We start from the raw sequence: 23,845 nt of genomic DNA, 5'->3' as shown, positions 1-23,845 counted from the left end.
AAAACGTGCGGGCATCGGGGTATTTCGACCCTGTCCCGTACGCTGAATCAGCCCTTACCTCCTCAATTCAGGCGGGTTTTCAGCATCTTTACCCGTTTATGGCGACCGATTAGAGTTGTCAAAAAGGATGTTTCGACCACGAGATTCGTCTCCAGAGGGGTAACGCCATGCTCGGTTTTCGACCCGTCTTGCGCCTTTCTTTGCGCGCCATCTGCTCTGTTTTGGGTGTCATGCTGACGGTTGCGCATCCGATTGCCGCATCCGCAGCGGATCGCGAACTGACGATGACCCTGGGCACGGACTATTTCGGCCGTGATTTTGCCACGCTGAAGGACGTGAGCCTGGATGCCTGCAAGGCGGCTTGTCTGGACGATGCGCGCTGCAAGGCATTTACCTTCAATACCAAGGCGGGATGGTGCTTCCTCAAGGAGAGTTTTGCGGATCCGCGTCCATTCGAGGGAGCCGTCTCGGGGCGCGTCCAAGAGGCCGGGGTGTCGCTCGTCGATCTGGCGGCGACCCGGGCCTCCGAGCTGACCTTTCTGCCTCCCCGCGAGTTGAGCGATGCGCGCGCCCTGGTCGAGCGACTCGCCAAATCGGCGCCGACGGGCGCGCGGCGCGAGTCGCTCGTCGCACAGGCGCGCTCGGCCATGGCGGCCAAGAATCCGGTGCGCGCGGCCGAGCTCTATGCCGACGCACTGGGTCTCGGACCTGCCAGCCGTGACCTCTGGCTGGCACTCTCGGAGGCGGCCAGCACGGCCTCACCATCCGATTGGCGGACGCGTCAGCGACTCAAGAAGGAGGCGACAGCGGCGGCGATCAACGCCTATCTGCGATCCGAGGGCGTGCAGGAGCGGGCCGGCGCGTTACAACGCTTGGGGCGGAGCCTGGCCGATCAGCAGCAGTGGCGACCAGCGATTCGGGCGACCCGCGCCTCCTTAGCGTTGGTCGAGTCCGAGCGTCTGCGCGCCGACTACGACAAACTGCTCGCCGAGCATGGCTTCCGGGTCACGGGGCACGAGGTGGATTCCGATGCCGCCAATCCGCGCATCTGCATCCAATTCAGCGACCCCCTGGCGCGCGATCGGGCCAATTTGACCGATTTCGTGCGGGTCGCCGATCGCACCGATCTTCCGATCGAGGTCGAGGATCGCCAGATGTGCATCGACGGAGTGCGTCACGGCGAGCGCTATTCCATCCTGGTACGCCCCGGTCTCCCTGCCGCGGACGGCGAGATCCTGTCCAAGGGCAGCGATCTGGACATCTATGTGCGCGATCGCTCGCCGATGGTGCGTTTTCTCGGTCGCGCCTATGTTTTGCCCAAGGGTGACGAGGCGGCGATCCCGCTGGTTTCGGTCAATACCGATCTGATCGATGCGGCGGTCTATCGCATCGGCGACCGCTCCCTGACCCAGGCGATGGATGACGGCGTCTGGCTGAAACAGCTCGATGACTGGAAAACGGGCCGGATCAAGGAGTCCCTGGGCGAATCGGTCTGGAAGGGAACGGTGGAGGTCCGGTCCCAACTCAATCGCGAGGTGACCACGGCGGTTCCGGTCGGCGCGGTCGTCACCGATCTCGAGCCCGGCGCCTATGCCATGACAGCGCGGGCGCACAATGCCACCGACCAATCCGATACCCGGGCCACCCAGTGGTTCGTGGTCACGGATCTGGGTCTGGCAACCTTTGCCGGAAACGACGGGCTGCACGCCTTGGTTCGCTCCTTGTCGAGCGCCAAGCCGGTTGGTGGGGTCGCGGTGCGTTTGGTCGCGGTCAACAACGAGATCCTTGGGCGTGCCACCACGGACGACCAAGGCTATGCCCGTTTCGATCCGGGTCTGTTGCGCGGCACGGGCGGCAACGCCCCCGCGTTGTTGATCGCCGAGGGCGAGGATGGCGACTATGCCTTCCTCGATCTGACCCAGACGCCCTTCGATCTCTCCGATCGCGGTGTCGCCGGGCGGCTTCCGCCCAAGCCGCTCGACGTCTATCTGGTCAGCGAACGCGGCGCCTATCGACCGGGCGAGGTGGTGCATCTCACCGCCCTGATCCGCGACGCCCGGGCCAAGGCTGCGCCCAATCTCCCCATCACCTTCGTGGTCAAGCGCCCGGACGGGGTCGAGTATCTGCGCCAACTGACCAAGGACAAGGGGGCGGGCGGTCATCAGCTCGACCTGACCCTCACCCGAACCGCCATGCGCGGGACCTGGCGGGCGTCGGTCTACAGCGATCCCAAGGCTCCGTCGCTGGCAGACCTCTCCTTCCTGGTCGAGGACTTCGAGCCCGAGCGGCTGACCTTCGATCTGGACAGCGCGGCGGGCGTGATCGACCCCGAGGATCCGGCACCCATCGCGGTGGATGCGCGCTTTCTCTACGGGGCACCGGCGGCCGGGCTTGCGGTCGAGGGCGAGGTTCAGGTGAAGCCGGTTTCCAGTCTCGCTGGATACGAGGGCTATCGCTTCGGGCTCGAAAGCGAGACGTTCGAGCCGGTTGGCGGTGCGCTGCCCGCGTCCAAGACCGACGACCAGGGCAAGGCCGAGGTTGCGCTGACCCTGCCCGATCTGCCTCCGACCAGCAAGCCGCTCCAGGCCAATCTGCATGTGCGGGTGGTGGACGACAACGGTCGTCCGGTCGAGCGTTCATTGACTCTTCCGCTGGCGGCCAAGCAGGGCCGGATCGGTGTCAAGCCGCTGTTCGACGGCTCGGTCGACGAGGGTGGCAATGCCCGCTTCGAGGTCATTGCCATCGACGCGGATGGCAAGCGGACCCCGCTGTCCGGCGTGCGCTGGACGCTCTCGCGGGTGACGACGCGCTTCCAGTGGTATGAATCCGACGGCTCCTGGGACTATGAGCCGATCACCAGCACGCAGCGGGTGGCGAGCGGAACGCTGGATCTCGAGGCCGATGCCTTGGGCCGCATCGAGTCGCCGGTCGAGTGGGGCGCCTATCGTCTGGCATTGGAGAGCGCGGACGGCTCCACGCTGCCCGTGGATCTCGACTTCGAGGCCGGCTGGTACGTCAAGCCGACCGCCCAGGACACGCCCGATCTGCTCAAGGTCTCGCTCGACAAGCCGCGCTACCGGATCGGCGAGACGGTCAAGGTCCGTCTGGAGCCGCGCTTCCCCGGGCTTGCCCTGGTGATGGTGGTGGACGATCGTCTCATCGCCATGCGCGCGGTCGCGGTGCCCGAGACGGGCGCCGAGGTCGAGCTGCCGGTCACGGCGGACTGGGGGCCGGGCGCCTATGTCACCGCCGTACTCTATCGGCCCATGGACCTCGCGGCCAAGCGTATGCCGGCGCGCGCCATCGGTTTGACCTGGGCGCCCGTGGACCCTGGATCGCGCAAGCTGGATCTCGCGCTCGATCTGCCGCCCGCGCTCAAGGGTACGGTTCGTCCGCGTCAGACCATCCAGATCCCGGTTTCGGTCGCCCATGCCCCGCCCGGCGAGCCGGTCTATGTGACGGTCGCTGCGGTCGACGTCGGTATCCTCAACCTCACCCGCTATCAGCCACCAGCGCCCGACGACTGGTATTTTGCCCAGCGTCGTCTGGGCATGGAGATCCGCGATCTCTACGGTCAGTTGATCGATCGCATGCAGGGCGTTCCAGGCGTGGTGCGCTCCGGCGGCGACGGTGCGCTGCTCAAGATGGAAGGGCCACCGCCGACCGATGAACTGGTTGCCTTCCATTCAGGCGTGGTCGAGCTGGACGATCAGGGGCGCGCCAGCGTCTCCTTCGACATCCCGGACTTCAACGGCACGATTCGGGTCATGGCCATGGCCTGGTCTGCAACTGGGGTGGGCCATGCGGTGAGCGATCTCCTGGTGCGCGATCCAGTGATAGTCGCGGCGGCGCTGCCACGCTTCCTGGCGCCCGGAGACCGTTCGCGCATCCTGCTCAATTTGACCCATGTCGAGGGGCCAGCGGGCGAGATCGCGGTCAGGGTGGCGACCGAGGGCGGTCATACCCTGATTGCGCCCGAGTCGGCCGAGCAGTCGGCGACCCTGGCCGAGGGCGGCCGTCTCCAGATGATGGTGCCGATCGAGGCCCTGACGGTCGGTGACGATCGGCTCATGATCAATCTGCGCACGCCGGATGGGCGCGATCTGACCAAGCGGCTCAGGGTGCCGGTGCGCTCCAACGCGCCGGTGACGAGCCGCACCCAGGTCCGCGAGCTGGCGCCCGGTGGCGAGTTGCGTCTGGATCCGAGCTGGCTGTCCGACCGTCTGCCGGGAACCGGCTCGCTGCTGGTGTCGATCGGCGGGGCCGGGCGGCTGGATGTCGCCGGGTTGCTGATGGCGCTCGATCGCTATCCCTACGGTTGCACCGAGCAGCTGACCAGTCGCGCCTTGCCCCTGCTTTATCTGGAGGATGTCGCACGCTCGGTCGGTCTTGGCGGCGACTCGAAGCTCAAGGAACGGGTACGGTCGGCCATCGCCGACATCCTCGCCAACCAGGGCAGCAACGGCAGCTTTGGGCTCTGGGGCAGTTCGGACGCTGGCGACACCTGGCTCGATGCCTATGTGTCCGACTTCCTGACACGAGCGCACGAGAAGGGCTACGAGGTGCCTAAGCTGCCCTTCGAGACGGCGCTGGACAATCTGCGCAATGCACTCTCCTACGCCCCTGACTTCAGCGATGGCGGTCAGGATATCGCCTATGCCCTCTATGTCCTGGCCCGCAACGGTCGGGCGGCGATCGGCGATCTGCGCTACTACGCCGACACCAAGCTTGATGCCTTCGCTACACCCATGGCCAAGGCCCAGCTGGGTGCCGCGCTGGCGCTCTATGGCGACCGTCCGCGTGCCGATGCGCTCTTCCGCAATGCCCTGGCGATGTGGACCCAGAGCCATGACGATACCCGCTGGCGCGCCGATTACGGTTCGCGGTTGCGCGACGGTGCAGCCCTCCTGGCCTTGGCGTCTGAGACCGGCACCCCGGCGGTCGATAGTCAGCGTCTGGCCCGACAGGTCCAAGACGCCTGGGACCAGGATGGTTACAGCAGCACCCAGGAGCAGTCCTGGCTGTTGCTGGCGGCGCATGCACTGATCACCGACGCCGATCAGCCCGATCTGCTGGTGAACGGCAAGCGGCACTCCGGTGGGTTCTATCGTCGTCTAAGCGATGGGGATCTGGCCGACGCGCCTCTGCGGATCGAGAATCCAGCCTCGACTCCGTTGGATGTCCTGCTGACCGTCACGGGTGTGCCCGAGGTGCCCGAGCCCGCTGGCGGCAACGGCTATCGCATCGAGCGCGCCTATTACGATCTGAACGGGCGGCGCATCCAGCCGAGCGGTGTTGCGCAGGGCGAGCGAATGATCGCCGTCGTCACGGTTACGGCCGATCGACAGCGCCGGGCTCGGCTCATTGTCGACGATCCATTGCCGGCCGGGTTCGAGATCGACAATCCGCATCTCATCAAGGCCGGTGCGATCAGCGACATCCCCTGGCTGGGGCTCGAAGAGCAGGCGCAGCATGCCGAGTTTCGAGCCGATCGCTTCGTGGCCGCGATCGATCGTCCCGAGGGCGGTGCGCGACAGTTCCAGTTCGCCTATCGTCTGAGGGCCGTCTCGTCCGGTGTCTTTGCCCATCCGGCGGCGACGGTCGAGGACATGTATCGGCCGAATCTGCGTGGCTGGACGGGAACCGAGGTCGTGGAGGTGCTGGAGCCCGCGCCCTGAACGATTGCTGTCTGTGTGCTTGGGCCGAGTGCGATGTCTGACGGGATGCGCTGGCTGTGAATGGGGTTCGGCGGATGGGGGGGAACGGCTGGCGCGGGTCGGCGCGATCCGTCGGTTCGCGCCGAGGGTCGCGCGCTGGATTTTTGCCCGGCCGTTTGCTGGCAGCGCTCTTGGCGGCGACGCTCCTCTTGCCTGGGGTCGGCCACGGGGTCGGGATGTTGCTGGATCGGATCGTGATTCCCGATACCGAGCCACGGACCTCCGCGCTCATACTCGACCGCGAGGAACGTCTGCTGCGGCCATTCACCGTGGAGGAGGGGCGCTGGCGACTGCCGGTGACGCTCGATTCCCTGGATCCGGGCTATCTGGCCATGCTGATGGAGGTCGAGGATCGGCGCTTCCTCAGGCATGCGGGTGTCGACCTCCGGGCCCTGTTGCGCGCGGCCTGGCAGTGGCTGAGCCGGGGACGGATCGTCTCGGGCGGCTCCACCCTGACCATGCAGCTGGCGCGTCTGCTCGACGGGCAGGGGACGCGCCAGTTGTCCGGCAAGCTGTCACAGATCCTGACCGCCTTGGCGCTGGAGCGTCATCTCGACAAGGACGCCATTCTCCGTACCTATCTGACCTTGGCACCCTATGGCGGCAATATCGAGGGTGTGCGGGCCGCCTCGCTGGCCTGGTTCGGCAAGGAGCCTCGACGCCTGAGCGCGGCCGAGTCGGCCTTGCTGGTCGCACTGCCACAGGCGCCCGAGGCCAGACGCCCAGATCGGGACCCGGATGCCGCGCGCCGGGCACGTGACCGGATCCTAGTCCGCGCTCAGCGTTCGGGTCTGATCGACCGGATCGCCCTGTCCGCCGCTTTGCGGGAGCCCGTTCCGACCCGGCGTCGGCCTTTTCCCGTCCATGCCGCCCATCTCGCTTGGCACGAACACCGCTTGCATCCCGAATTGGCGACACAGCGGCTTGCCATCGACACCGAGATCCAATCCAGGCTGGAACGTCTGGCGGAGGAGCGCGCGCATCTGCTCGGCCCCAAGGTTTCGCTGGCGATTTTGGTCGCCGATCACACCAATGGCGATGTCATCGCCTCGGTCGGATCGGCCGATCCCTTCGATGATGCACGCCACGGATTCATCGACATGACCCGTGCCGTGCGCTCGCCCGGTTCCACGCTCAAACCCTTGATCTACGGATTGGCCTTCGAGGACGGCATCGCCCACCCCGAGAGTCTGATCGAGGATCGGCCGACCGGATTCTCGGGCTATGTGCCGACCAATTTCGATCGCGCGTTCCAGGGCACGGTCACGGTGCGGCGCGCGCTGCAGCTCTCGCTCAATGTGCCGGCGGTGCGTCTGCTGGATGCCGTTGGGCCCGCGCGTCTGGTGGCGCGCATGCGTCGGGCGGGCGCAAAACTTCGGCTGCCGGATCTGTCGCCCCCTGGACTGGCGATCGGTTTGGGCGGCGTGGGTGTGACGCTGCGCGATCTGGTTCGCCTCTATGCGGCACTGGCGCGCGGCGGTCGCGCGGTCGATCTGCGCGAGAATTTGACACCAGGCGTCGAGCTCTCTGGCGACGCGAGCCGCTCGGTGCGCGGCAATCCACCGGTGCTCGACGAACGAGCGGCCTGGACGGTCGCCTCGATCCTTCAGGGCGTACCGACACCGTCCCGCACCCAGGCTGACGGTATTGCATTCAAGACAGGGACCTCATACGGCTATCGCGATGCCTGGGCGGTTGGTTTCGACGGCCGCTGGGTCGTGGGCGTCTGGACCGGACGGCCGGACGGTGCCCCGGTACCGGGGCTGATCGGGATCGAAGCTGCCGCCCCGGTTCTGATCGACGTTTTCGCACGTTTGGGCCCGAGGGTTCCGCTGCGTTCCGCACCACCTGGGATCCTGCGCGTATCGGGTTCTGGCGAGTTGCCGCCACCCTTGAAGCGTGTCAGAGATTCCCGTAATGCTGGCATGGGTGCGACAGAAAACGTCTTGGAGATCGTTTATCCTCCGGCTGGCGCCCGTATCGCCCTCGATCTCGATAGCGAGGAGCAGGCCAAACTCGCACTCAAGGTGCGTGGCGGAGTTCCGCCGTTCACCTGGTTTGTCAATGGCTCGCCTGTGGTTCGCGAACCGTTTGCTCGAATGGTTCTATGGCGTCCGGATGGCGCGGGTTACACCGCGCTTTCTGTCGTTGACGGTCACGGGGCATCGGCTCGCGCGACCGTGTTTCTGGAATGATTGCTGTCAGTGAAGGGTCGAAAGTCATGTTTGTCATCCGTTCGAGTCGTCCTGAACCGGGTTCCTCTTGGATGCGCGTTGTGTTCGCCGCGATACACCGCGTCTGAATTGGAGGGGATTGGTGATGGGTAGTGTTTCTAATGCACCCGGTCGTGACGGGGCATTGCGCAAGGGCTGCGGCCCGAACTGTTTTAGGTCTCTGTGTTTCGGGCTTGCTCTGTTGTCGCAAGCGGGTGGCGTCGTAGCCGCTGAATCCGTGGAGGAGGACGGTGAGCTGCGCGATTTGCTCTCGTTACTGGATAACGAGACCGACTTGGCCACCCGTAGCGGTATGAATGCCGATTTCATTCCTGGTATGGCATCCATCCTCGATGGTGACGAGCTGCTGTTGCGCGGCGCGCGGACCGTTTGGGAGGCCTTGTCCCTGGTGCCCGGCGTCGCCCAGGGGCTGGAGATGACCGGAGAACGTCAGGTCCTGAGCCGCGGCGTCGGCTATTCCGGCTACACCTCGGGCAATATCAAGTTGATGCTCGACGGGGTGTCGCTCAACTCAACGATGCAGGCGAACGCCAACGCCTTGCTCAACCTGCCGATCGAACAGGTCGAGCGCATCGAGGTGATTCGCGGGCCGGGTGCTTCGGTCCATGGCGAGTATGCCTATGCCGGTGTCGTCAATGTCATCAGCCGCAAGCAGGAACGCCAGATTCATGTCCAGGCGGGTGAGGGCGGTTCTGGTGGTGTCGGTGGGGTCTGGTATTGGGAGGACTCGGAGCGCGACCTGAATCTGTCGATCAATTTCGTCGGCGTGGAAGGCAAGGGCGGTGCTTGGGTGGATCGGGATGCGCTCTACAATGTCGGGTTGGAATCTTACTCCAATGCGCCTGGACACTCCGACGAGGCATCGCGCTTCCGCAGTCTGTTCGTCAATATGGAATGGGCCGGGACCTTGGCCTCTTTTCAGATTCTGAACGACGAGTATGGCGACTACTATGGTGCCCATCACTATCTTCCGTCCGATGACGGTCGTCTAGCGACCGAGCAGCGCTTCATCACTGGGCGTATCAGTCATGAGTTGATTGTCTCGGATACGCTGCGCGCGAGCTTGCGCGCGGAGACTTGGCGTCACGAGCGTTCGAGCAATCTCTTTCTGATGCCCGCCGGATTCATGGGGATGCGATCGGCACTCTATGTCGAACAGGATTACGACGAGGCGCGCTATCAGGTCGGGGCGGATGTTCACTGGGATCCGAACGACCGCCATCATTTGCTGCTGGGTTTGGAGGCTGCGCGGGCCGAATTGCTCGATCCCCCAGCGGATAACTGGGAAAACAACCGTCATCGCCGGATTCTCAGCGCCTTGGTGCAGGATCAATTTCGCGCGACCGATCGTATCGATTTGACCGCCACGGTTCGTGTCGACGACTACAGCGATGTCGGTAGCTTCGTTAGTCCGAGGCTTGCGGGGGTCTGGCGCTTCGACAGTCACAATATCTTCAAGCTGCAATACGCGCGCGCCTTCCGGCCGCCGACCTTTCACGATCTGGAGTATCCGGCAGAGGGGCCGGTGAAGCCAAGTATGGTGAGTACCTATGAACTTGGGTACATCTACAAGCAACCGCGCTGGGAGGCACGATTCATTTTCTATCAGTCGGAGCTGGATCGCCCGGTCACCATCGCCTTGGGAGGGGTCGGCTTCGTCAACAGTGCCGACACGCGTTTGCGTGGTGTCGAGGTGGACTACGAGTATCGGGTCGGACCCGATCTCAAGCTGGAGGCGTCAGCGTCTTACGTGGACGCGCGGCGGCTGGACGACGATGAGAGGCTTGAGGGAGGTACGGATGTGCTGGCCAATCTTGCCCTTTTGTGGCGGCCAGTCACCGACTGGACCGCGACTGTCCAGTTGCGCTATGTCGGTGAACGTGTTCGCGCCGACTACGATCCGCGCGATCCTCTGCCGGGCTATACGTTGGCCGATCTCAGTCTGCAGTACCGCCCTTCGGTCAACGGTTTCTTCGGAACGCTCGGGGTTAAAAATCTCACTGATGTCGATTATGCCTATCCGGATCAGTCGTTTGTCGGGGTTCGGCATCTGATGCCGGACGACTATCCGCGTCCTGGGCGTACCTGGTGGATGTCGGTCGGGTACAACTTCTGACGCGTCTTCAATGTCGACTTTCCTATAGCCAAGCATGACCTCTTGTCCTCCCGGACTGGTTCGCACACTGATCCTGGGGCTATGCCTCTGTGTCGGCGTCGCGAATTCGGTCTCCGGGGGAGACGCGCTGTGGCGCGAAGACGCGCAGCGTTTTCGGGTCGGACTGAAGCTTTTTCCCTCCTGTCTCGGCGCCCTGGAGTCGCTCGCCGATCACAGCACGCAGGATGGCCGTTTGGTGGTGCTGGTGGTGTACGAGGGCTCGGACGCTGCGGCCCGTCAGGCCGTATCCAACCTCGACGCCATTGGCGAGATTCGCGGGGTTCCGCTCGACGTCCAGATTCAGTCGGCCGCAAGCTTGGATCGCTACGTTGGAGAGGTGCTGGGCGGTATCTTTGTCGCGAGCGTCGGCATCGCGCCTGCGCGTCTGAGGTCTTGGTCCCTGCGTCATCATACCCTGGTCTTTTCGCCCTTCGCCGGTGCCGTCGAGGGCGGTGCCGTCGCTGGACTCTATGTGGCCGACCGTATTCTTCCCTACGTCAATCGAGCGCAGGCGCGACGCGCCAAGATTCGGTTCAGGCCATTCTTCCTGGAGGTGGCGCGGTCCTATGAAGATGATTGATACCGCGTTCCTCGCCCGTTGGTGCCTATCGATCAGGTTGGAACGGAATCTGGCCCTGATCTTCGGTCTGTTGGCGTTGATGCTGACGGGGTTGATCGCTGCACATTGGTTTCTGGTGATGGAGCCTGCGCTACGCGCCGAGGCCGAAAGTCATTCAAAGGCGCTCGCCCATGCCCAAGTCCAGACGATCGAAAGGCTGCTGGACGGCGATAAGCCGGCCGACCGGCTGAAGAGCGAACTCCAGACCGCGCTGGATGGCATCCTGCTGCTCAAGGATCAGGCAACCGATACCCCCTTCGTCTACCGAATCACGTTGCGTTTGGATTACGACCTCGTCGACGCCCCCCGAGGCAGTCTCGATCTCGCTCTGGGCTCGGATGGCTGTGAAAAGTGTTTCGTATCCAGGGTCCCTCTGTACCATCCAGGCGACCGACTGCTGGTTGGCGTCGTCACCTGCTACTCCAGCATTCAGTTCCTCGACCATCTGGTGGCGGATCTCAGGGCGAAGCTGCTGTGGGGCCTGGGAATCATCCTCTTCCTGATCCTCTTCGCCTGGTTTGAGACGACGCGTCTTCTGCGCCGCGTGCATAACAGTGAGGCCAATCTAGCCACTATCTTCGAGGCGGCGCCCTCTCCCATGGTGCTCTATGTCGATGGACGGCTTGGGTTGAGCAAGGCCAACGATGCGGCAAAGATGTATCTTGGCCTCGAAGAGACTGCGGAGGGATTGTTGTGCAGCGAGTCCTGGCTGGCGCTCTATGCCGCTGGTCTGCCCGATACCGATGGCGAGCGGCGCGAGACGCGGATCGCCAAGCAGGGGGGTACGGTGCGCTGGGCGCTCGTTTCAGCGAAAGCGATCGAGTTCGCCGGGAAGTCCAGCAAGCTCATCACCCTGGTGGACGTCTCCGAGCTGAAGGAAACCCAGGACGAGCTCCGCTCGGCCTCCTTCACCGATGTTCTGACCGGACTCTACAACCGGCGTTTTCTCTATCTGCATCTCGCCAAGGAGATCGATCTGGTCAAGCGCTATGGGCATCCGCTGTCGATCATTCTGTTCGATCTCGATCACTTCAAGCGGATCAACGACACCTTTGGGCATCGGATCGGTGACGAAGTGCTGGTCAAGGTCGCCGCCGCGCTCGGTGCCTGCGTCCGCGAGGTGGATGTCGTTGGTCGTTACGGCGGCGAGGAGTTCCTGTTGATTCTGCCGCATTCAGGGGTGGCGCAGGCGCTGGACGTGGCCGAGCGGCTGCGCGCGATGCTGAGAGAGTGCGTCTGGCCGGCCGAGGGGCTGACGGTGACCATCAGCGGAGGTATCAGCCAGTATCGCGGGGAGAGCCTCGACGAGTTCGTGGAGTCCGCCGACCATCTGCTCTACGAGGCCAAGGAGGGCGGGAGGGACCGTATCGTGAGTCCCTCGTCCTGAGAGGTCGCGTGCCCAGGCGTGCCGGGCACGTTGCTTTCGCGGATGATGGGTGCGAGACCGCTCTTCGGAGCGGGTTCAGCCCTTCATGGAGGAGAAGAACTCGTCGTTCGTCTTGGTCGCCTTGAGCTTGTCGTGCAGGAACTCCATTGCTGCGAGTTCGTCCATCGGGTGCAGGATCTTGCGCAGGATCCACATCTTCTGCAGCTCGGCCGGGCCCATCAGCAGTTCCTCGCGGCGGGTGCCGGAGCGGTTGATGTTGATGGATGGGAAGATGCGGCGCTCGGCGATGCGCCGGTCCATGTGGATCTCCATGTTGCCGGTGCCCTTGAACTCCTCGTAGATGACGTCGTCCATGCGGGAGCCGGTGTCGACCAGAGCGGTGGCGAGGATGGTGAGCGATCCGCCTTCCTCCACGTTGCGCGCGGCGCCGAAGAACCGCTTGGGCCGTTGCAGCGCATTGGCATCGACACCGCCGGTCAGTACCTTGCCCGATGAGGGCACCACGGTGTTGTAGGCGCGCGCCAGACGGGTGATGGAGTCGAGCAGGATGACAACGTCTTTCTTGTGCTCGACCAGGCGCTTGGCCTTCTCGATGACCATCTCGGCGACCTGCACGTGGCGGGTTGCCGGCTCGTCGAAGGTGGATGAGATGACCTCGCCGCGCACGGAGCGCGACATTTCGGTGACCTCCTCGGGGCGCTCGTCGATCAGCAGCACGATCAGATAGCAGTCCGGGTGGTTGTGCCCGATCGACTGGGCGATGTTCTGCAGCATCATGGTCTTGCCGGCCTTGGGCGGCGAAACGATGAGTCCGCGCTGCCCCTTGCCGATGGGGGCGACCAGGTCGATGGTGCGGGCCGTGATGTCTTCGGTGCTGCCGTTGCCGATCTCCAGGGTCAGGCGTTCCTGGGCGAACAGCGGGGTGAAATTCTCGAACAGGATCTTCGATTTGGCGTTCTCTGGCCGATCGAAGTTGATGTCGTTGACCTTGAGCAGCGCGAAGTAGCGCTCGCCATCCTTGGGGGGGCGGATCTTGCCCGAGATGGTGTCGCCGGTGCGCAGCGCGAAGCGGCGGATCTGGCTCGGCGAGACGTAGATGTCGTCGGGTCCCGCGAGGTAGGAGGCGTCGGCGGAGCGCAGGAAACCGAAGCCATCCGACAGGATCTCCAGGACGCCGTCCCCGTAGATATCCTCGCCTCGTTTGGCCTGAGCCTTGAGTATGGCGAAGATCAGATCCTGTTTACGGGACCTTCCAACGCCCTCGATTTCCATGGATTGAGCCAGTGCGACCAGATCGGGCACCGGCGTCTTCTTCAATTCGGTTAGGTTCATCACGGTTTTTGTAAGACAGAGGTCGTGGCTGGTAGAGGGCGCCCCGCGTAGGAGTCGAGTCGCGAGGAGGTGCGAGTGAGGGGCGGCGGTTTACCGGAGAGAGGACGCCCGAGCGGGCGTCCCGTGTCGATTCGGATCAGGCGTCCTCCTTAAGAGTTGGCCTGGATCCTGGTGTCGTTTGGGGCTGGCTGGGCGTCACAGATTGCTGTCGATGAAGGCAGTCAGCTGGGATTTGGAGACGGCTCCGACCTTGGTCGCTTCGACTTCGCCGCCGCGGAACAGCATCAGCGTCGGGATGCCGCGGATGCCGTATTTGGGCGGTGTGCTCGGATTTTCGTCGATATTGAGCTTGGCGACCTTGATGCGACCGGCGTATTCCCCTGCGATCTCATCTAGCACAGGGGCAATCATCTTGCAAGGTCCGCACCAGTCGGCCCAGTAGTCCACGAGCACGGGGTCGGGGGATTTTAGAACCTCTTCCTCGAAAGAGTCATCCGTCACATGGACGATGCTATCGCTCACTGAAGTCGTCTCCCATTTTTTAGCTTGTAATAATGTGTGTTCACAGAGTATCGCGTATTGCGAGCGTGAGGGCTTGCCATCGGTCGGGGCGTCGCGCGGATCGGGCTGAGAGGCGGGCGGGCGAATTGGCGTTGGTATGAGCCCTTGAGTAAGATGCTATTTGATCCAAACGGAAGATAATTTGCAAGCCTTGCCCAGCGCGAGGTTCGTCACACTTCACACGAGACCAGTTCCCGACGCGCAGCTTCATGACAGATACACACCTAACCACGATTCGCTTCGATTCCTTTGTGCTCGATCAGCGGATCCACGCGGGCCTGGCTGATGCGGGGTTTTCCTTCTGCACCCCGATCCAGGCCGAAACCCTTCCTCTATCTCTGGCCGGCCGCGACGTGGCGGGCCAGGCTCAGACAGGTACCGGCAAGACCGCCGCCTTCCTGCTGGTTCTGATGCAGCGGCTGCTGGATCAGCCACCCCCGGAGCCCGCGCCCATCTGTCGTCCGCGGGCCTTGATCTTGGCGCCGACCCGTGAGTTGGCGGTCCAGATCCACAATGACACCCTTCTGCTCTCCAAGCATACAGGTTTGCGTACCACTGTCGTTTATGGTGGTACCGCCTATCAGAAACAACGCGAGGATCTTGCCGCCGGAGTCGATATCCTGATCGGAACGCCGGGTCGGCTGATCGATTACTTCAAACAGCGCGTCTTCGACCTCAAGGGCATCCAAGTCGCGGTGCTGGACGAGGCCGACCGCATGTTCGATCTCGGCTTCATCAAGGACGTCCGCTACCTGTTCCGTCACATGCCTCCACCGGAATCCCGGCTGGGCATGTTGTTCTCGGCGACTCTCTCCTACCGGGTGACCGAGCTTGCCTATGAGCATATGAACGATCCGCAGCTGGTCAAGGTCGAGGCGGAGACCATTACCGCCGATCGGGTGCGCCAGTGCTGTTACATGACCTCCAACGAGGAGAAGATTCCGCTCCTGCTCGGACTGGTTCGCGGTTGGGAGGACGCGCGCATCATGGTGTTCGTCAACACCAAGCGTGAGGCCGACCGTGTCTGGGGCTATCTGCAAGGCAATGGCGTCAATACGGCTGTGCTCTCGGGCGACGTACCGCAGCGCAAGCGTCTCTCGCTGCTGCGCGACTTCACCGAGGGCTCCTTGCCGGTTCTGGTTGGTACCGACGTGGCCGCGCGCGGATTGCACATCCCTGACGTGACGCACGTGGTCAACTACGATCTGCCCGAGGATCCGGAGGATTACGTGCATCGCATCGGGCGCACCGCGCGCGCGGGCGCGACGGGCGACGCGATCGGCTTCGTCTGTGAGACCTACGCCTTCTGTCTTCCCGATATCGAGGGCTATATCGGCGCCAAGATCCCGGTCCTGCCGGTCGATGCCAGTCTTCTGGCCGAGGTCGATCCGCGCAGCCGTCTGCGTCCCGATCGGGCGGATCGCGAGGCGCGTCGCGAGGTCGGTCATAAGACGCGGCGCGACGCGCCTCGGAATGGCGAGTCCGAGAGCCGCGAGCGGCGTCCGCGTAAGTCGGGCGCTCGCACGGAAGGTCGTCGTGAAAAACCGAGTCAGACCGAACCGGTCGTCTCCGCTCCAGAGCCTGTGGAGGTTGTGAAGCCATCCGCACCCTTATCCGCGCCGCCCCCCGAGGAGGCGCATCCGCTGTTGCCAGCGTTGCCGATCGAGCAGGCTGCGCTGACCAGCCCGCCGCCGCCGTCCGTGCTGCGAAAGCTGGGGGTGCCGGTCGAACTGGCCGCCGAGCCGGAGGCGTCCGCGCCGTCCGAGGAGCCGAAGCGCAAGCGGCGTCGGCGTCGGCGTAAGTCGGCGGATGCCGAGTCGAACGACGCGTCCGGCGAGGCCACCTCCAAATCGGAGCCGGTTGCGTCCGAATCGATCGAGTGATCCGTGCCGGTTGGTCGTGGCGCGCGGCTCAGCGCGCTTCGGGCAGCAGCTCGGAAAAATTGAGGATGGCCGCGAAATCATCCGCCGAGCGGCGCGGAGCCTGCTGGGAGTCCGGCTCCAATATCGCGATCGTCCAGCGCAATCCATAGTCGCGCGCCGCCCTCAACACGTCGAGGTTGTCGTCGACGAAGAGGCTGCGCTCGGGGTCGAACGCCTCGATGGCCCGCAGTCGGTGCCAGAAATCGGCCGACTCCTTGGCGGCACCCAGGTCGTGCGAGGTGAGGACGCGCTCGAAGTGTCCGCCGAGTCGAGTGCGCTCGAGCTTCAATGCCAGGGTCTTCTGGTGCGCGTTGGTGACCAGAACGCGGCGCTTGCCCAGACTGGCGAGCCATTCCAAGAAGTCTAAGGCATGGGGATGAACGGCGATCAGGTGCTCGATCTCCTGTTTGAGGAGCAGAATATCTAGACCGAGCTCGCGGCTCCAATGGTCCACGCAATACCAGTTCAGTGTGCCCTCGATATCCCGGTAGCGGGGCAGCAGCTCGGCCTTGGCCTCCTCAATGGAGAGACCCCGGGCCTCGCCGTAGCGGCGTGGGACGTGCTCCAGCCAGAAATGGTTGTCGAAATGCAGGTCGAGCAGCGTGCCGTCCATGTCGAGGAAGACGCTGTCGATTCCATTCCAATCGATGTCGAGGCTTGGTGCGCTCATGATCAGGTTGTTCACGTAGGAGTCCTTCGATGCGGTCGAAACCCAAGATACACGCTCGGCGCCTGGTGGCCCAGAGCAGGCTGTTCCGAATCGAGGAGATCGATCTGGAGTTTGCCAACGGCAGTCGGCGGACCTACGAGCGTGTGCCCGGCGGTGCCGACTCGGTGATGATTGTACCCATGCTGGACGCCGAGACGGTGCTGCTGATTCGCGAGTACGGCGCCGGCAGCGAGCGCTACGAACTGGGTCTGCCCAAGGGGGTCGTCGAGCGCGGCGAGGATCCGCTCACTGCGGCCAACCGCGAGATGCAGGAGGAGATCGGCTATGCCGCCCAGCGTCTGCGGATCATCGATCGTCTCTCGTTGGTGCCTGGATACATCCAGCACCATAGCCTGATCGTCCTGGCTCAGGATCTCTATCCGCAGCAGCTCGTCGGCGACGAGCCCGAGCCGATCGAGGTGGTGCCCTGGCGGCTGTCCGAGATCGACGCGCTGCTCGCGCGCGATGATTTCGACGAGGCCCGCTCCATTGCTGCGTTGCTGCTGGCGATGCGGGTGCTGAATCACGGGACCTGATGAGGTCGATGCCGCGTCGGCCACTTCGGTCGGCTGCGGCGAGTCCGGTCAATGTTGCTCGGAGGTTGGCTATGGCGTGGCGATCGGAAGTGGGACGTCTGTCTCTGCTGCTTGCGGTGCTCTGGTCGTTCGTCCTGCCCCACGCCTTTGGCGCTGGACCCGGTGATGGAGACCCCTACAGCTTCGACGACTTCCCCATGGACGAGCCGATCACCTATCCGGTCTGGTTCAAGCGCAGCTTCCTCGACATCCGCTCGGACCTGAGCGAGGCGCTCGCCGAGGGAAAACGGGGATTGATGGTCTATTTCGGCCAGCAGCGCTGTCCCTATTGCGAGCGGCTCATGCGCGTGAACTTCGGGCTGTCGGATATCGTTGAGTATACGCGGCGGCATTTTGACCTCGTTCCCATCGATATCCATGGCATCGAGGAGGTCACGACACCGGATGGTGCCCTGCTGTCGGAGCGCGACTGGGCGCAACGCGAGGGCACGGATTTCACCCCGTCGATCCTCTTCTTCGATGCCGAGGGACGGATCGCGTTACGGCTGCGCGGCTACTATCCGCCCTATCAGTTCCGCGCGGCGCTCGAATACGTGGCCGACGGACACTATCGGCGCGAATCCTTTCGGGATTATCTCGCTCGCGGCGAGAATCGCATGCTGTTCGATCCCGAGGACCTGAACGAGGAGCCCTTCTTCGCCCCGCCGCCGTACAATCTGGATCGTCGCCGAACGGCGGAACGCCCGCTGGTCGTCTTCTTCGAGCAGGGTGACTGCCATCCCTGTGACGTTCTGCATGGTCAGGCGCTGCGCGCACCGGGAATCCAGCGCCATTTCGCCGATTTGGACGTGGTTCAGCTCGACGTTCGTGCCGAAACGCCAGTGATCACGCCTGCCGGAACGCGCACGACGGCTCGTGCCTGGGCCGCCGATCTTGGGCTGTTCTATGCGCCAGCACTCATCTTTTTCGACGAGAAGGGGCGAGAATTTCTGCGTCTCGACTCGGTTACGGGTTTCTACCGTTTGCGCGGCGTGCTGAATTATGTCGCCGACAAGGGGTATCGCACCCAGACGTATGGGGCTTGGCGGTCATCAAGGCGCGATTGATCCAAGATCCTAACTCGCTAGAGAATGGCTCGCGGTTGAGTAGAATCCCGTAATATGCCCGTTCTCTGATTGAGAGAGTCTCTCTTCATTTCTTCGCATTGCAGCACTTGGCGCATGTGTCGCCGGGTGTTTTTTCGTCAAGAGGCAGATCAATGCAAAGCGTTTATATCGCTGGTGCCAGTGCTGGTAGCGGCAAGTCCGTGGTGGTCCTGGGGTTCATGGAGATGTTGTCGTCCGTGAATCGCCGGATTGGATTCTTCCGGCCGTTTGCTCCCAGGGACAACGGGACGGACAATCTGACCAACCTGATCTCCAGTCGCTACGACCTGCCGTTCCCTCCCGAAATGCTTTATGGCTGCACGGTCGAAACCGTGCGCAAGCTGGTCGGCAGCGGCCGCTACGATGAGTTGCTCAAACTCATCATGAACAAATACAAGATGCTTGAGGAGCATTGCGATCTGGTGGTCTGTGCCGGAACCGATTTCGGCGGCCTCATTCCGTCCCTGGAGTTCGGTTTCAACGTCGATCTGGCGAACAACTGCGGATGCGCGCTGGTACCGGTCGTGCCCGGCTTCGGTCGCAACCAGCAGGAGGCATGGGATGCGCTGCACATCACCCACGAGCTGATGCGCGAGCGCGGTGCGGATTTCCTCGCCAGTATCGTCAACGGGGTCGCCCCGGAGGATCTGGAGACGGTGAAGACTCGCGTTCGCGATCTGCTGAGCGACACCGAGAACGTCTATGTGCTGCCCGAGCAGCCGTCGCTTGGCATGCCGACGGTGGGCGAGATCGCCCAGGTGCTCGACGCCAGCACCCTCTATGCCGACGAGGACGGTCTGCGCCAGGCCGTGACCAACTACAAGATCGCCGCGATGGAGATCCCGAGCTTCCTCGGTCACATCGAGGACGACAGTCTCATCATCGCCCCCGGTGACCGCTCGGACATCATCCTCGCCAGTCTCGCGGCGGATGTCTCCACCGCCTTCCCGCGCGTCGCCGGTCTACTGCTGACCGGTGGTCTGCGTCCGGCGGAGCGGGTTCAGACCCTGATCGAGGGGCTGCGTCGCACCAGCGTGCCGATCCTGTCGGTCGAGAGCGATACCTTCACCACGGCGATGAACCTCAATCGCATCGAGGCGAGCATCCTCGCGGGTGACAAGCGCAAGATCGCCGCCGGTCTCGGTCTGTTCGAGGAGTACGTGGATGTCGAGGAACTGCGCGAGCGGATGTCGATACGCCACTCCGACCGCGTGACCCCGATCATGTTCGAGTACGAGCTGATTCGTCGTGCCAAGGCCAACCGTCAGCGTATCGTGCTGCCCGAGGGCGCCGACGAGCGTATTCTGCGCGCCGCCGAGATTCTGACCCTGCGTCAGGTCGCCGACCTGACCCTGCTCGGCAATCCCGATCGCATCCAGCGCCGTATCTCGGAGCTGGGTCTCAAGCTCGACAGCATCCGCATCGTGGATCCGACGCACTCGATCAACCGCGAGCGTTACGCCCGCACCTATTACGAGCTGCGCAAGCACAAGGGCATCTCCGAGCAGATGGCCTACGATCTCATGGAGGACGTCAGCTATTTCGGCACCCTCATGGTCTATCAGGGCGACGCCGACGGCATGGTCTCGGGCGCGACCCACACCACGCAGCACACCATCCGGCCCTCGTTCGAGACGGTCAAGACCAAGCCTGGCGTCAAGCTGGTCTCCAGCGTCTTCTTCATGTGTCTGCCGGATCAGGTGCTGGTCTACGGCGACTGCGCCGTGAACCCCAATCCGAATTCCGAGGAACTGGCCGACATCGCCATCACCTCGGCCGCGACCGCCGCCGCCTTCGGGATCGAGCCGCGCATCGCCATGTTGTCCTACTCCAGCGGCAGCTCGGGCAAGGGCGAGGACGTCGACCGGGTGCGCGAGGCGGTGAGCCTAGTGCGCGAGCGCCATCCCGAGCTCAAGGTCGAGGGCCCGATCCAGTACGACGCCGCCGTGGACGAGGAGATCGCTCGCTCCAAGATGCCGGGCAGCGATGTTGCCGGTCACGCGAGCGTACTCGTCTTCCCCGATCTCAATACAGGTAATAATACCTATAAAGCCGTGCAGCGCAGTGCCGGCGCGGTTGCCATCGGCCCCGTGCTGCAGGGGCTGAACAAGCCGGTCAACGACCTCAGTCGAGGCTGCACCGTGACCGATATCGTCAATACCGTCGCCATTACCGCCATCCAGGCGCAGGCCGAGAACGATCTTCGCATCGAGGGAAACGCAGAATGAAAGTCCTGGTACTCAACTCGGGCAGTTCCTCCATCAAGTACCAGCTCTTTCGTAGCGACGACTGGGTGGCGCTCGCAAGCGGCCAGATCGGCCGCATCGGAGAGGCCGAGGGCGACCTCAAGCTTGTCTGGATCGACGCCGATGGCAACCGTCAGTGCTCCGAGGACAATCGTGCGATTCCGGCCCACCAAGAGGGCATCGACCATATTGTCGACAAGCTCCAAGAGCAGGGTGTCCTGGAGGATGTCTCGGAGTTGAGCGTGATCGGTCACCGGGTGGTGCATGGTGGACCGCACTTCAAGCATCCGGTGGTGGTCGACGATGAGGTCGAGGACGAGATCCGCAGCGTCATCCCGCTCGCTCCCTTGCACAACCCGGGTCATCTGGCCGGTATTGAGGTTGCGCGCAAGCACTTCCCGAGCGTGCCCTCGGTCGTGGTGTTCGATACCGCCTTCCACCAGACCATGCCGCCCGTAGCCTATCGCTATGCGATTCCCGAGTACCTCTACGTCGAGCATCGCATCCGTCGCTACGGGTTCCACGGCACCTCGCACCAGTACGTCTCCAAGCGTGCTGCGGCGATGCTCGGCAAGCCGCTTGCCGAATGCAATCTGATCACCTTGCATTTGGGTAACGGAGCGAGCGCCGCCGCCATTCGCAACGGTCAGTGTGTCGATACCTCTATGGGGCTGACCCCGCTGGAAGGGCTGGTGATGGGGACCCGTTCGGGCGATATCGATCCGGCGGTGCTCATCTACCTCTGGAAAAATCTAGATCTCAATGCCGCTGCGGTCAGTCATCTGCTCAATCGCCAGAGCGGTTTGCTCGGTGTCTGCGGCGTCAACGACATGCGCGAGGTCACCCATCAGGCCGCCGATGGCAATAAGCGCGCCCAGCTGGCGATCGACATGACCCTGCATCGTTTGAAGAAATATATCGGTGCCTATTACGCCGAGTTGGGCGAGGTCGATGCGGTCGTCTTCACCGGGGGAATCGGTGAGAACTCCGTCGAAATCCGTCACGGCGCCTGTCAGGGACTGAAGCGGTTGGGGATCGAGCTGGACGAAGCGGTGAATGCCGAGCGCGCTCCGGGCGAGCGCTTCATCAGCACCTCGGACAGTGAGGTCAAGCTGCTGGTGATCCCCACCAACGAGGAGTTGGAGATCGCCCAGCAGGCGCTCGCAACGGTGAGTTGAGATCGTCTGGAGTCGGGCTGCGCACCAACCCCGGAAATGCTGGATAATTGGCGGCGCAAAGAGCCTTAAGAGCACTATTCGCCAACAAGCCACCGAGGAGGTGACGATGTCCGACTCCAGCACGTCGTTCTGGAAACTCATCGCCATATTTTTATTTATTGCCTTGACTGGGGTCTATTCGTTGTATGAGTGGTACGACGATCAACTCAAGGCCGAGATCGCGGAAAAGGATGCCCAGATCGCACAGTCGCTCACGGAGATGCATGATGCGGACGCTCGGCGTATGCATTCCGAAGAGGTGGAGGAATCCATCCGCACCCAGATCCAGTCTCTCAATGAGCAGCACAAGAGCGAGATTGCGGACTTGTCCGGGCAGATCGCGGGGCTGAAGCAGGATAAAACGGCACTCGAACAGGCGATGGAGGGCCTGAAGGCGGATCAGGCGCAGGCGCTCGAGAATGCGCGTCAGAAGACCGCCAAGGCCGAGGAAGAGAAGCAGGCCCTGGTGGCGGCCAACACGGAGTTGGAGAAGCTCTACGAGTCCACGCACGAACGCGCGATCACGCTCAAGGGCCAGCTCGACAAGGTCGATCAAGTCATCGCCAAGACCGAAGAGGAGCACCGGGCCAAGATCGCCGAGCTGGAACAGCACCTCAACGAGCGGGTCAATCTGGCGCGCACCACCCCGATGGACGAAAACCTGGTACGTACCGCTCAAGAGATCGGTGTCTTGCCGAAGTCCGAGGACGAGGATGGCGTCGATCTCCAAGCGTTGATCCAGCAGCTCGACGAGGCCCACTCCAAGCTGGATGCGCTGACGTCGGAGCATGAGGCGACGCGCGAGCAGTTGGCCGAGGCGCAGGCCAAGCTCGAACAGACCGAAACCGCGCTCGAGCAGACCAAGGCCGAGTTGGTTGTCGCCCAGGAGTCCGCTCAAGGCGATGCCGGACAGGCCTCCGAGGAGATGGCGACTCAACTCGCCGAGCTGAACGCGCGTCTGGCCTCCGAGCAAGAGGTACGCGCCGCGCTGCAGGAGCAGCATGATGCGGCTATCGCGGCGCTGCAAACGTCGCTCGATGAGGCCAAGTCCAGATTGTCGGCCTCTAAACAGGAATTGGAGCAGACCCGTGCGACCATCGGAGAGGCCGATGCGGCGTTGAAGCAGCGTCTGGAGGAGGCGCAGGCACGAGTCGCCTCGCTCGAAGCGGATTTGGAGCAGGAGAAAGGCAAGGTCGCGGAGACACAGGACGGTGCTCAGGCCGAGCTGGACGCGATGCGCGAGAAGCTGGCACTGCTCGAAGCCGAATTGGCTCAGGCACGTGAGAGCGGGTCCGAAATCGACGAGACGACCGCGCAACGTCTGGTGGAGGCCCAGACCCGGATTGCTGCGCTTGAGGAGGGCCTGGAGACGGCGCGCAAGGAGGTCATGGAAAAGGATGCCGCCATCACCGAGAAGGACGAGGAAATCCTGGCGAGGGAAGCGGCGGCGCGTCGCGATGCCGAGGCCCAAATCGCCAAGCTGCGCGCGCTCTATAGTGGGTACGCCGAAATGGGTGGAACCTACACGCCTCAGGGTGTCCTGGTGCGCTTGGCCGAGAGCGAGCTGCGTTTTTCGCCGGGCCAGGCGGAACTGCCCGCGGCGAAGCTTCCCAGTCTCGATCGTGTTGCCGAACTGCTCGCCAAGCAGCCCGATCTGCGCGTCCGGGTTGAAGGTCACACGGACAGCAGTGGAGGCGAGAATCTGAACCTTTCTCTGTCGAAGCGGCGTGCCGAGGCGGTGCGGCAGGCTCTGGTATCACTCGGTGTCAGCGCCGATCGGATCAGCGCCGAGGGGGTGGGTTCCGAGCGTCCGATCGCCACCAACGCAACGGCCCATGGGCGTAGCCTGAACCGCCGGGTCGAGATCTACTTGCTCGATTGATCCCGGAGGTGCTCCCTTGTCCGGTCGGGTTATTCAAGCCCGACCGGATATTGGAGGCAAGGTGACATCTCCGTCCGTTCCGTCGGCGACTGATTGAAATGTTGAGCGCGTTCTGGATGCGAAAACATGTTTGCCCTACCGCGCCGATGGCGCTGTTCAGGTTGGTTGGTCTTCTTTATGACG

General features: G+C 63.3%; 14 protein-coding genes. 11 read left to right on the top strand and 3 right to left on the bottom strand.

What is annotated here, in order from left to right; translation table 11 throughout:
- The first annotated feature begins 167 nt into the window (after positions 1-167).
- From THIDRDRAFT_RS07785 to THIDRDRAFT_RS07765, 5 genes are all read left to right on the top strand, one after another.
- Entirely contained in the window at positions 168-5,678 is a 5,511-nt protein-coding gene (locus THIDRDRAFT_RS07785) for an alpha-2-macroglobulin family protein (protein WP_007040288.1), read from the top strand.
- 143 nt (positions 5,679-5,821) lie between these two features.
- Positions 5,822-7,912: a penicillin-binding protein 1C gene (gene pbpC / locus THIDRDRAFT_RS07780; RefSeq protein WP_245535800.1), complete on the top strand. Its 2,091-nt coding sequence runs from the start codon at positions 5,822-5,824 to the stop codon at positions 7,910-7,912.
- 124 nt (positions 7,913-8,036) lie between these two features.
- Complete coding sequence (locus tag THIDRDRAFT_RS27085) at positions 8,037-10,067, top strand: TonB-dependent receptor plug domain-containing protein (protein ID WP_007040286.1); 2,031 nt, start codon at positions 8,037-8,039, stop codon at positions 10,065-10,067.
- A gap of 34 nt (positions 10,068-10,101) precedes the next feature.
- On the top strand, positions 10,102-10,686 hold the full coding sequence (locus THIDRDRAFT_RS07770; RefSeq protein WP_007040285.1) for a hypothetical protein: 585 nt from the start codon (positions 10,102-10,104) through the stop codon (positions 10,684-10,686).
- Positions 10,673-12,112 carry a sensor domain-containing diguanylate cyclase gene (locus tag THIDRDRAFT_RS07765; RefSeq protein ID WP_007040284.1) on the top strand — a complete coding sequence of 480 codons (1,440 nt, stop codon included), beginning with the start codon at positions 10,673-10,675 and terminating at the stop codon, positions 12,110-12,112. The genes THIDRDRAFT_RS07770 and THIDRDRAFT_RS07765 overlap by 14 nt, the downstream gene beginning before the upstream one ends.
- A 75-nt stretch (positions 12,113-12,187) precedes the next feature.
- Here THIDRDRAFT_RS07765 and rho read toward each other — a convergent pair whose 3' ends face one another.
- Together rho and trxA are read right to left on the bottom strand one after the other, a co-directional pair.
- Positions 12,188-13,444: a transcription termination factor Rho gene (rho, locus tag THIDRDRAFT_RS07760; protein ID WP_007040283.1), complete on the bottom strand. Its 1,257-nt coding sequence runs from the start codon at positions 13,442-13,444 to the stop codon at positions 12,188-12,190.
- Positions 13,445-13,639: 195 nt separating this feature from the next.
- The gene (trxA, locus tag THIDRDRAFT_RS07755; protein WP_007040282.1) at positions 13,640-13,966 is read right to left on the bottom strand and encodes a thioredoxin TrxA; all 327 of its coding nucleotides are present in this window, start codon (positions 13,964-13,966) and stop codon (positions 13,640-13,642) included.
- Positions 13,967-14,214: 248 nt separating this feature from the next.
- Between trxA and THIDRDRAFT_RS07750 the strand changes: the two genes are divergently transcribed.
- Positions 14,215-15,888, top strand: coding sequence for a DEAD/DEAH box helicase (locus tag THIDRDRAFT_RS07750; protein WP_007040281.1), 1,674 nt, complete (start codon positions 14,215-14,217; stop codon positions 15,886-15,888).
- Positions 15,889-15,916: 28 nt separating this feature from the next.
- Here the strand turns inward: THIDRDRAFT_RS07750 and yrfG are convergent, their stop codons facing one another.
- Positions 15,917-16,597, bottom strand: a complete 681-nt coding sequence (gene yrfG / locus THIDRDRAFT_RS07745; RefSeq protein ID WP_040844294.1) for a GMP/IMP nucleotidase — start codon at positions 16,595-16,597, stop codon at positions 15,917-15,919.
- A 29-nt stretch (positions 16,598-16,626) separates the two neighbouring features.
- Here yrfG and nudE point away from each other — a divergent pair, with 29 nt between their 5' ends.
- The 5 genes from nudE to THIDRDRAFT_RS23690 all read left to right on the top strand — a co-directional run bounded on the left by nudE (position 16,627) and on the right by THIDRDRAFT_RS23690 (position 23,662).
- Positions 16,627-17,172, top strand: coding sequence for an ADP compounds hydrolase NudE (gene nudE / locus THIDRDRAFT_RS07740; RefSeq protein ID WP_007040279.1), 546 nt, complete (start codon positions 16,627-16,629; stop codon positions 17,170-17,172).
- A gap of 71 nt (positions 17,173-17,243) precedes the next feature.
- Positions 17,244-18,278 carry a thioredoxin family protein gene (locus tag THIDRDRAFT_RS07735; protein WP_007040278.1) on the top strand — a complete coding sequence of 345 codons (1,035 nt, stop codon included), beginning with the start codon at positions 17,244-17,246 and terminating at the stop codon, positions 18,276-18,278.
- A 152-nt stretch (positions 18,279-18,430) separates the two neighbouring features.
- Positions 18,431-20,545 carry a phosphate acetyltransferase gene (pta, locus tag THIDRDRAFT_RS07730; protein WP_007040277.1) on the top strand — a complete coding sequence of 705 codons (2,115 nt, stop codon included), beginning with the start codon at positions 18,431-18,433 and terminating at the stop codon, positions 20,543-20,545.
- Positions 20,542-21,741 carry an acetate/propionate family kinase gene (locus tag THIDRDRAFT_RS07725; protein ID WP_007040276.1) on the top strand — a complete coding sequence of 400 codons (1,200 nt, stop codon included), beginning with the start codon at positions 20,542-20,544 and terminating at the stop codon, positions 21,739-21,741. Before pta ends, THIDRDRAFT_RS07725 begins: the two co-directional genes overlap by 4 nt.
- A gap of 106 nt (positions 21,742-21,847) precedes the next feature.
- The gene (locus THIDRDRAFT_RS23690) at positions 21,848-23,662 is read left to right on the top strand and encodes an OmpA family protein (protein ID WP_007040275.1); all 1,815 of its coding nucleotides are present in this window, start codon (positions 21,848-21,850) and stop codon (positions 23,660-23,662) included.
- The last annotated feature ends 183 nt before the right edge of the window (positions 23,663-23,845 follow it).

This window comes from Thiorhodococcus drewsii AZ1 (assembly GCF_000224065.1).
Lineage (GTDB): Bacteria > Pseudomonadota > Gammaproteobacteria > Chromatiales > Chromatiaceae > Imhoffiella > Imhoffiella drewsii.
The sequence above is the reverse complement of the archived record's forward strand: the minus strand, read 5'-3'. Positions and strand labels throughout refer to the sequence as shown.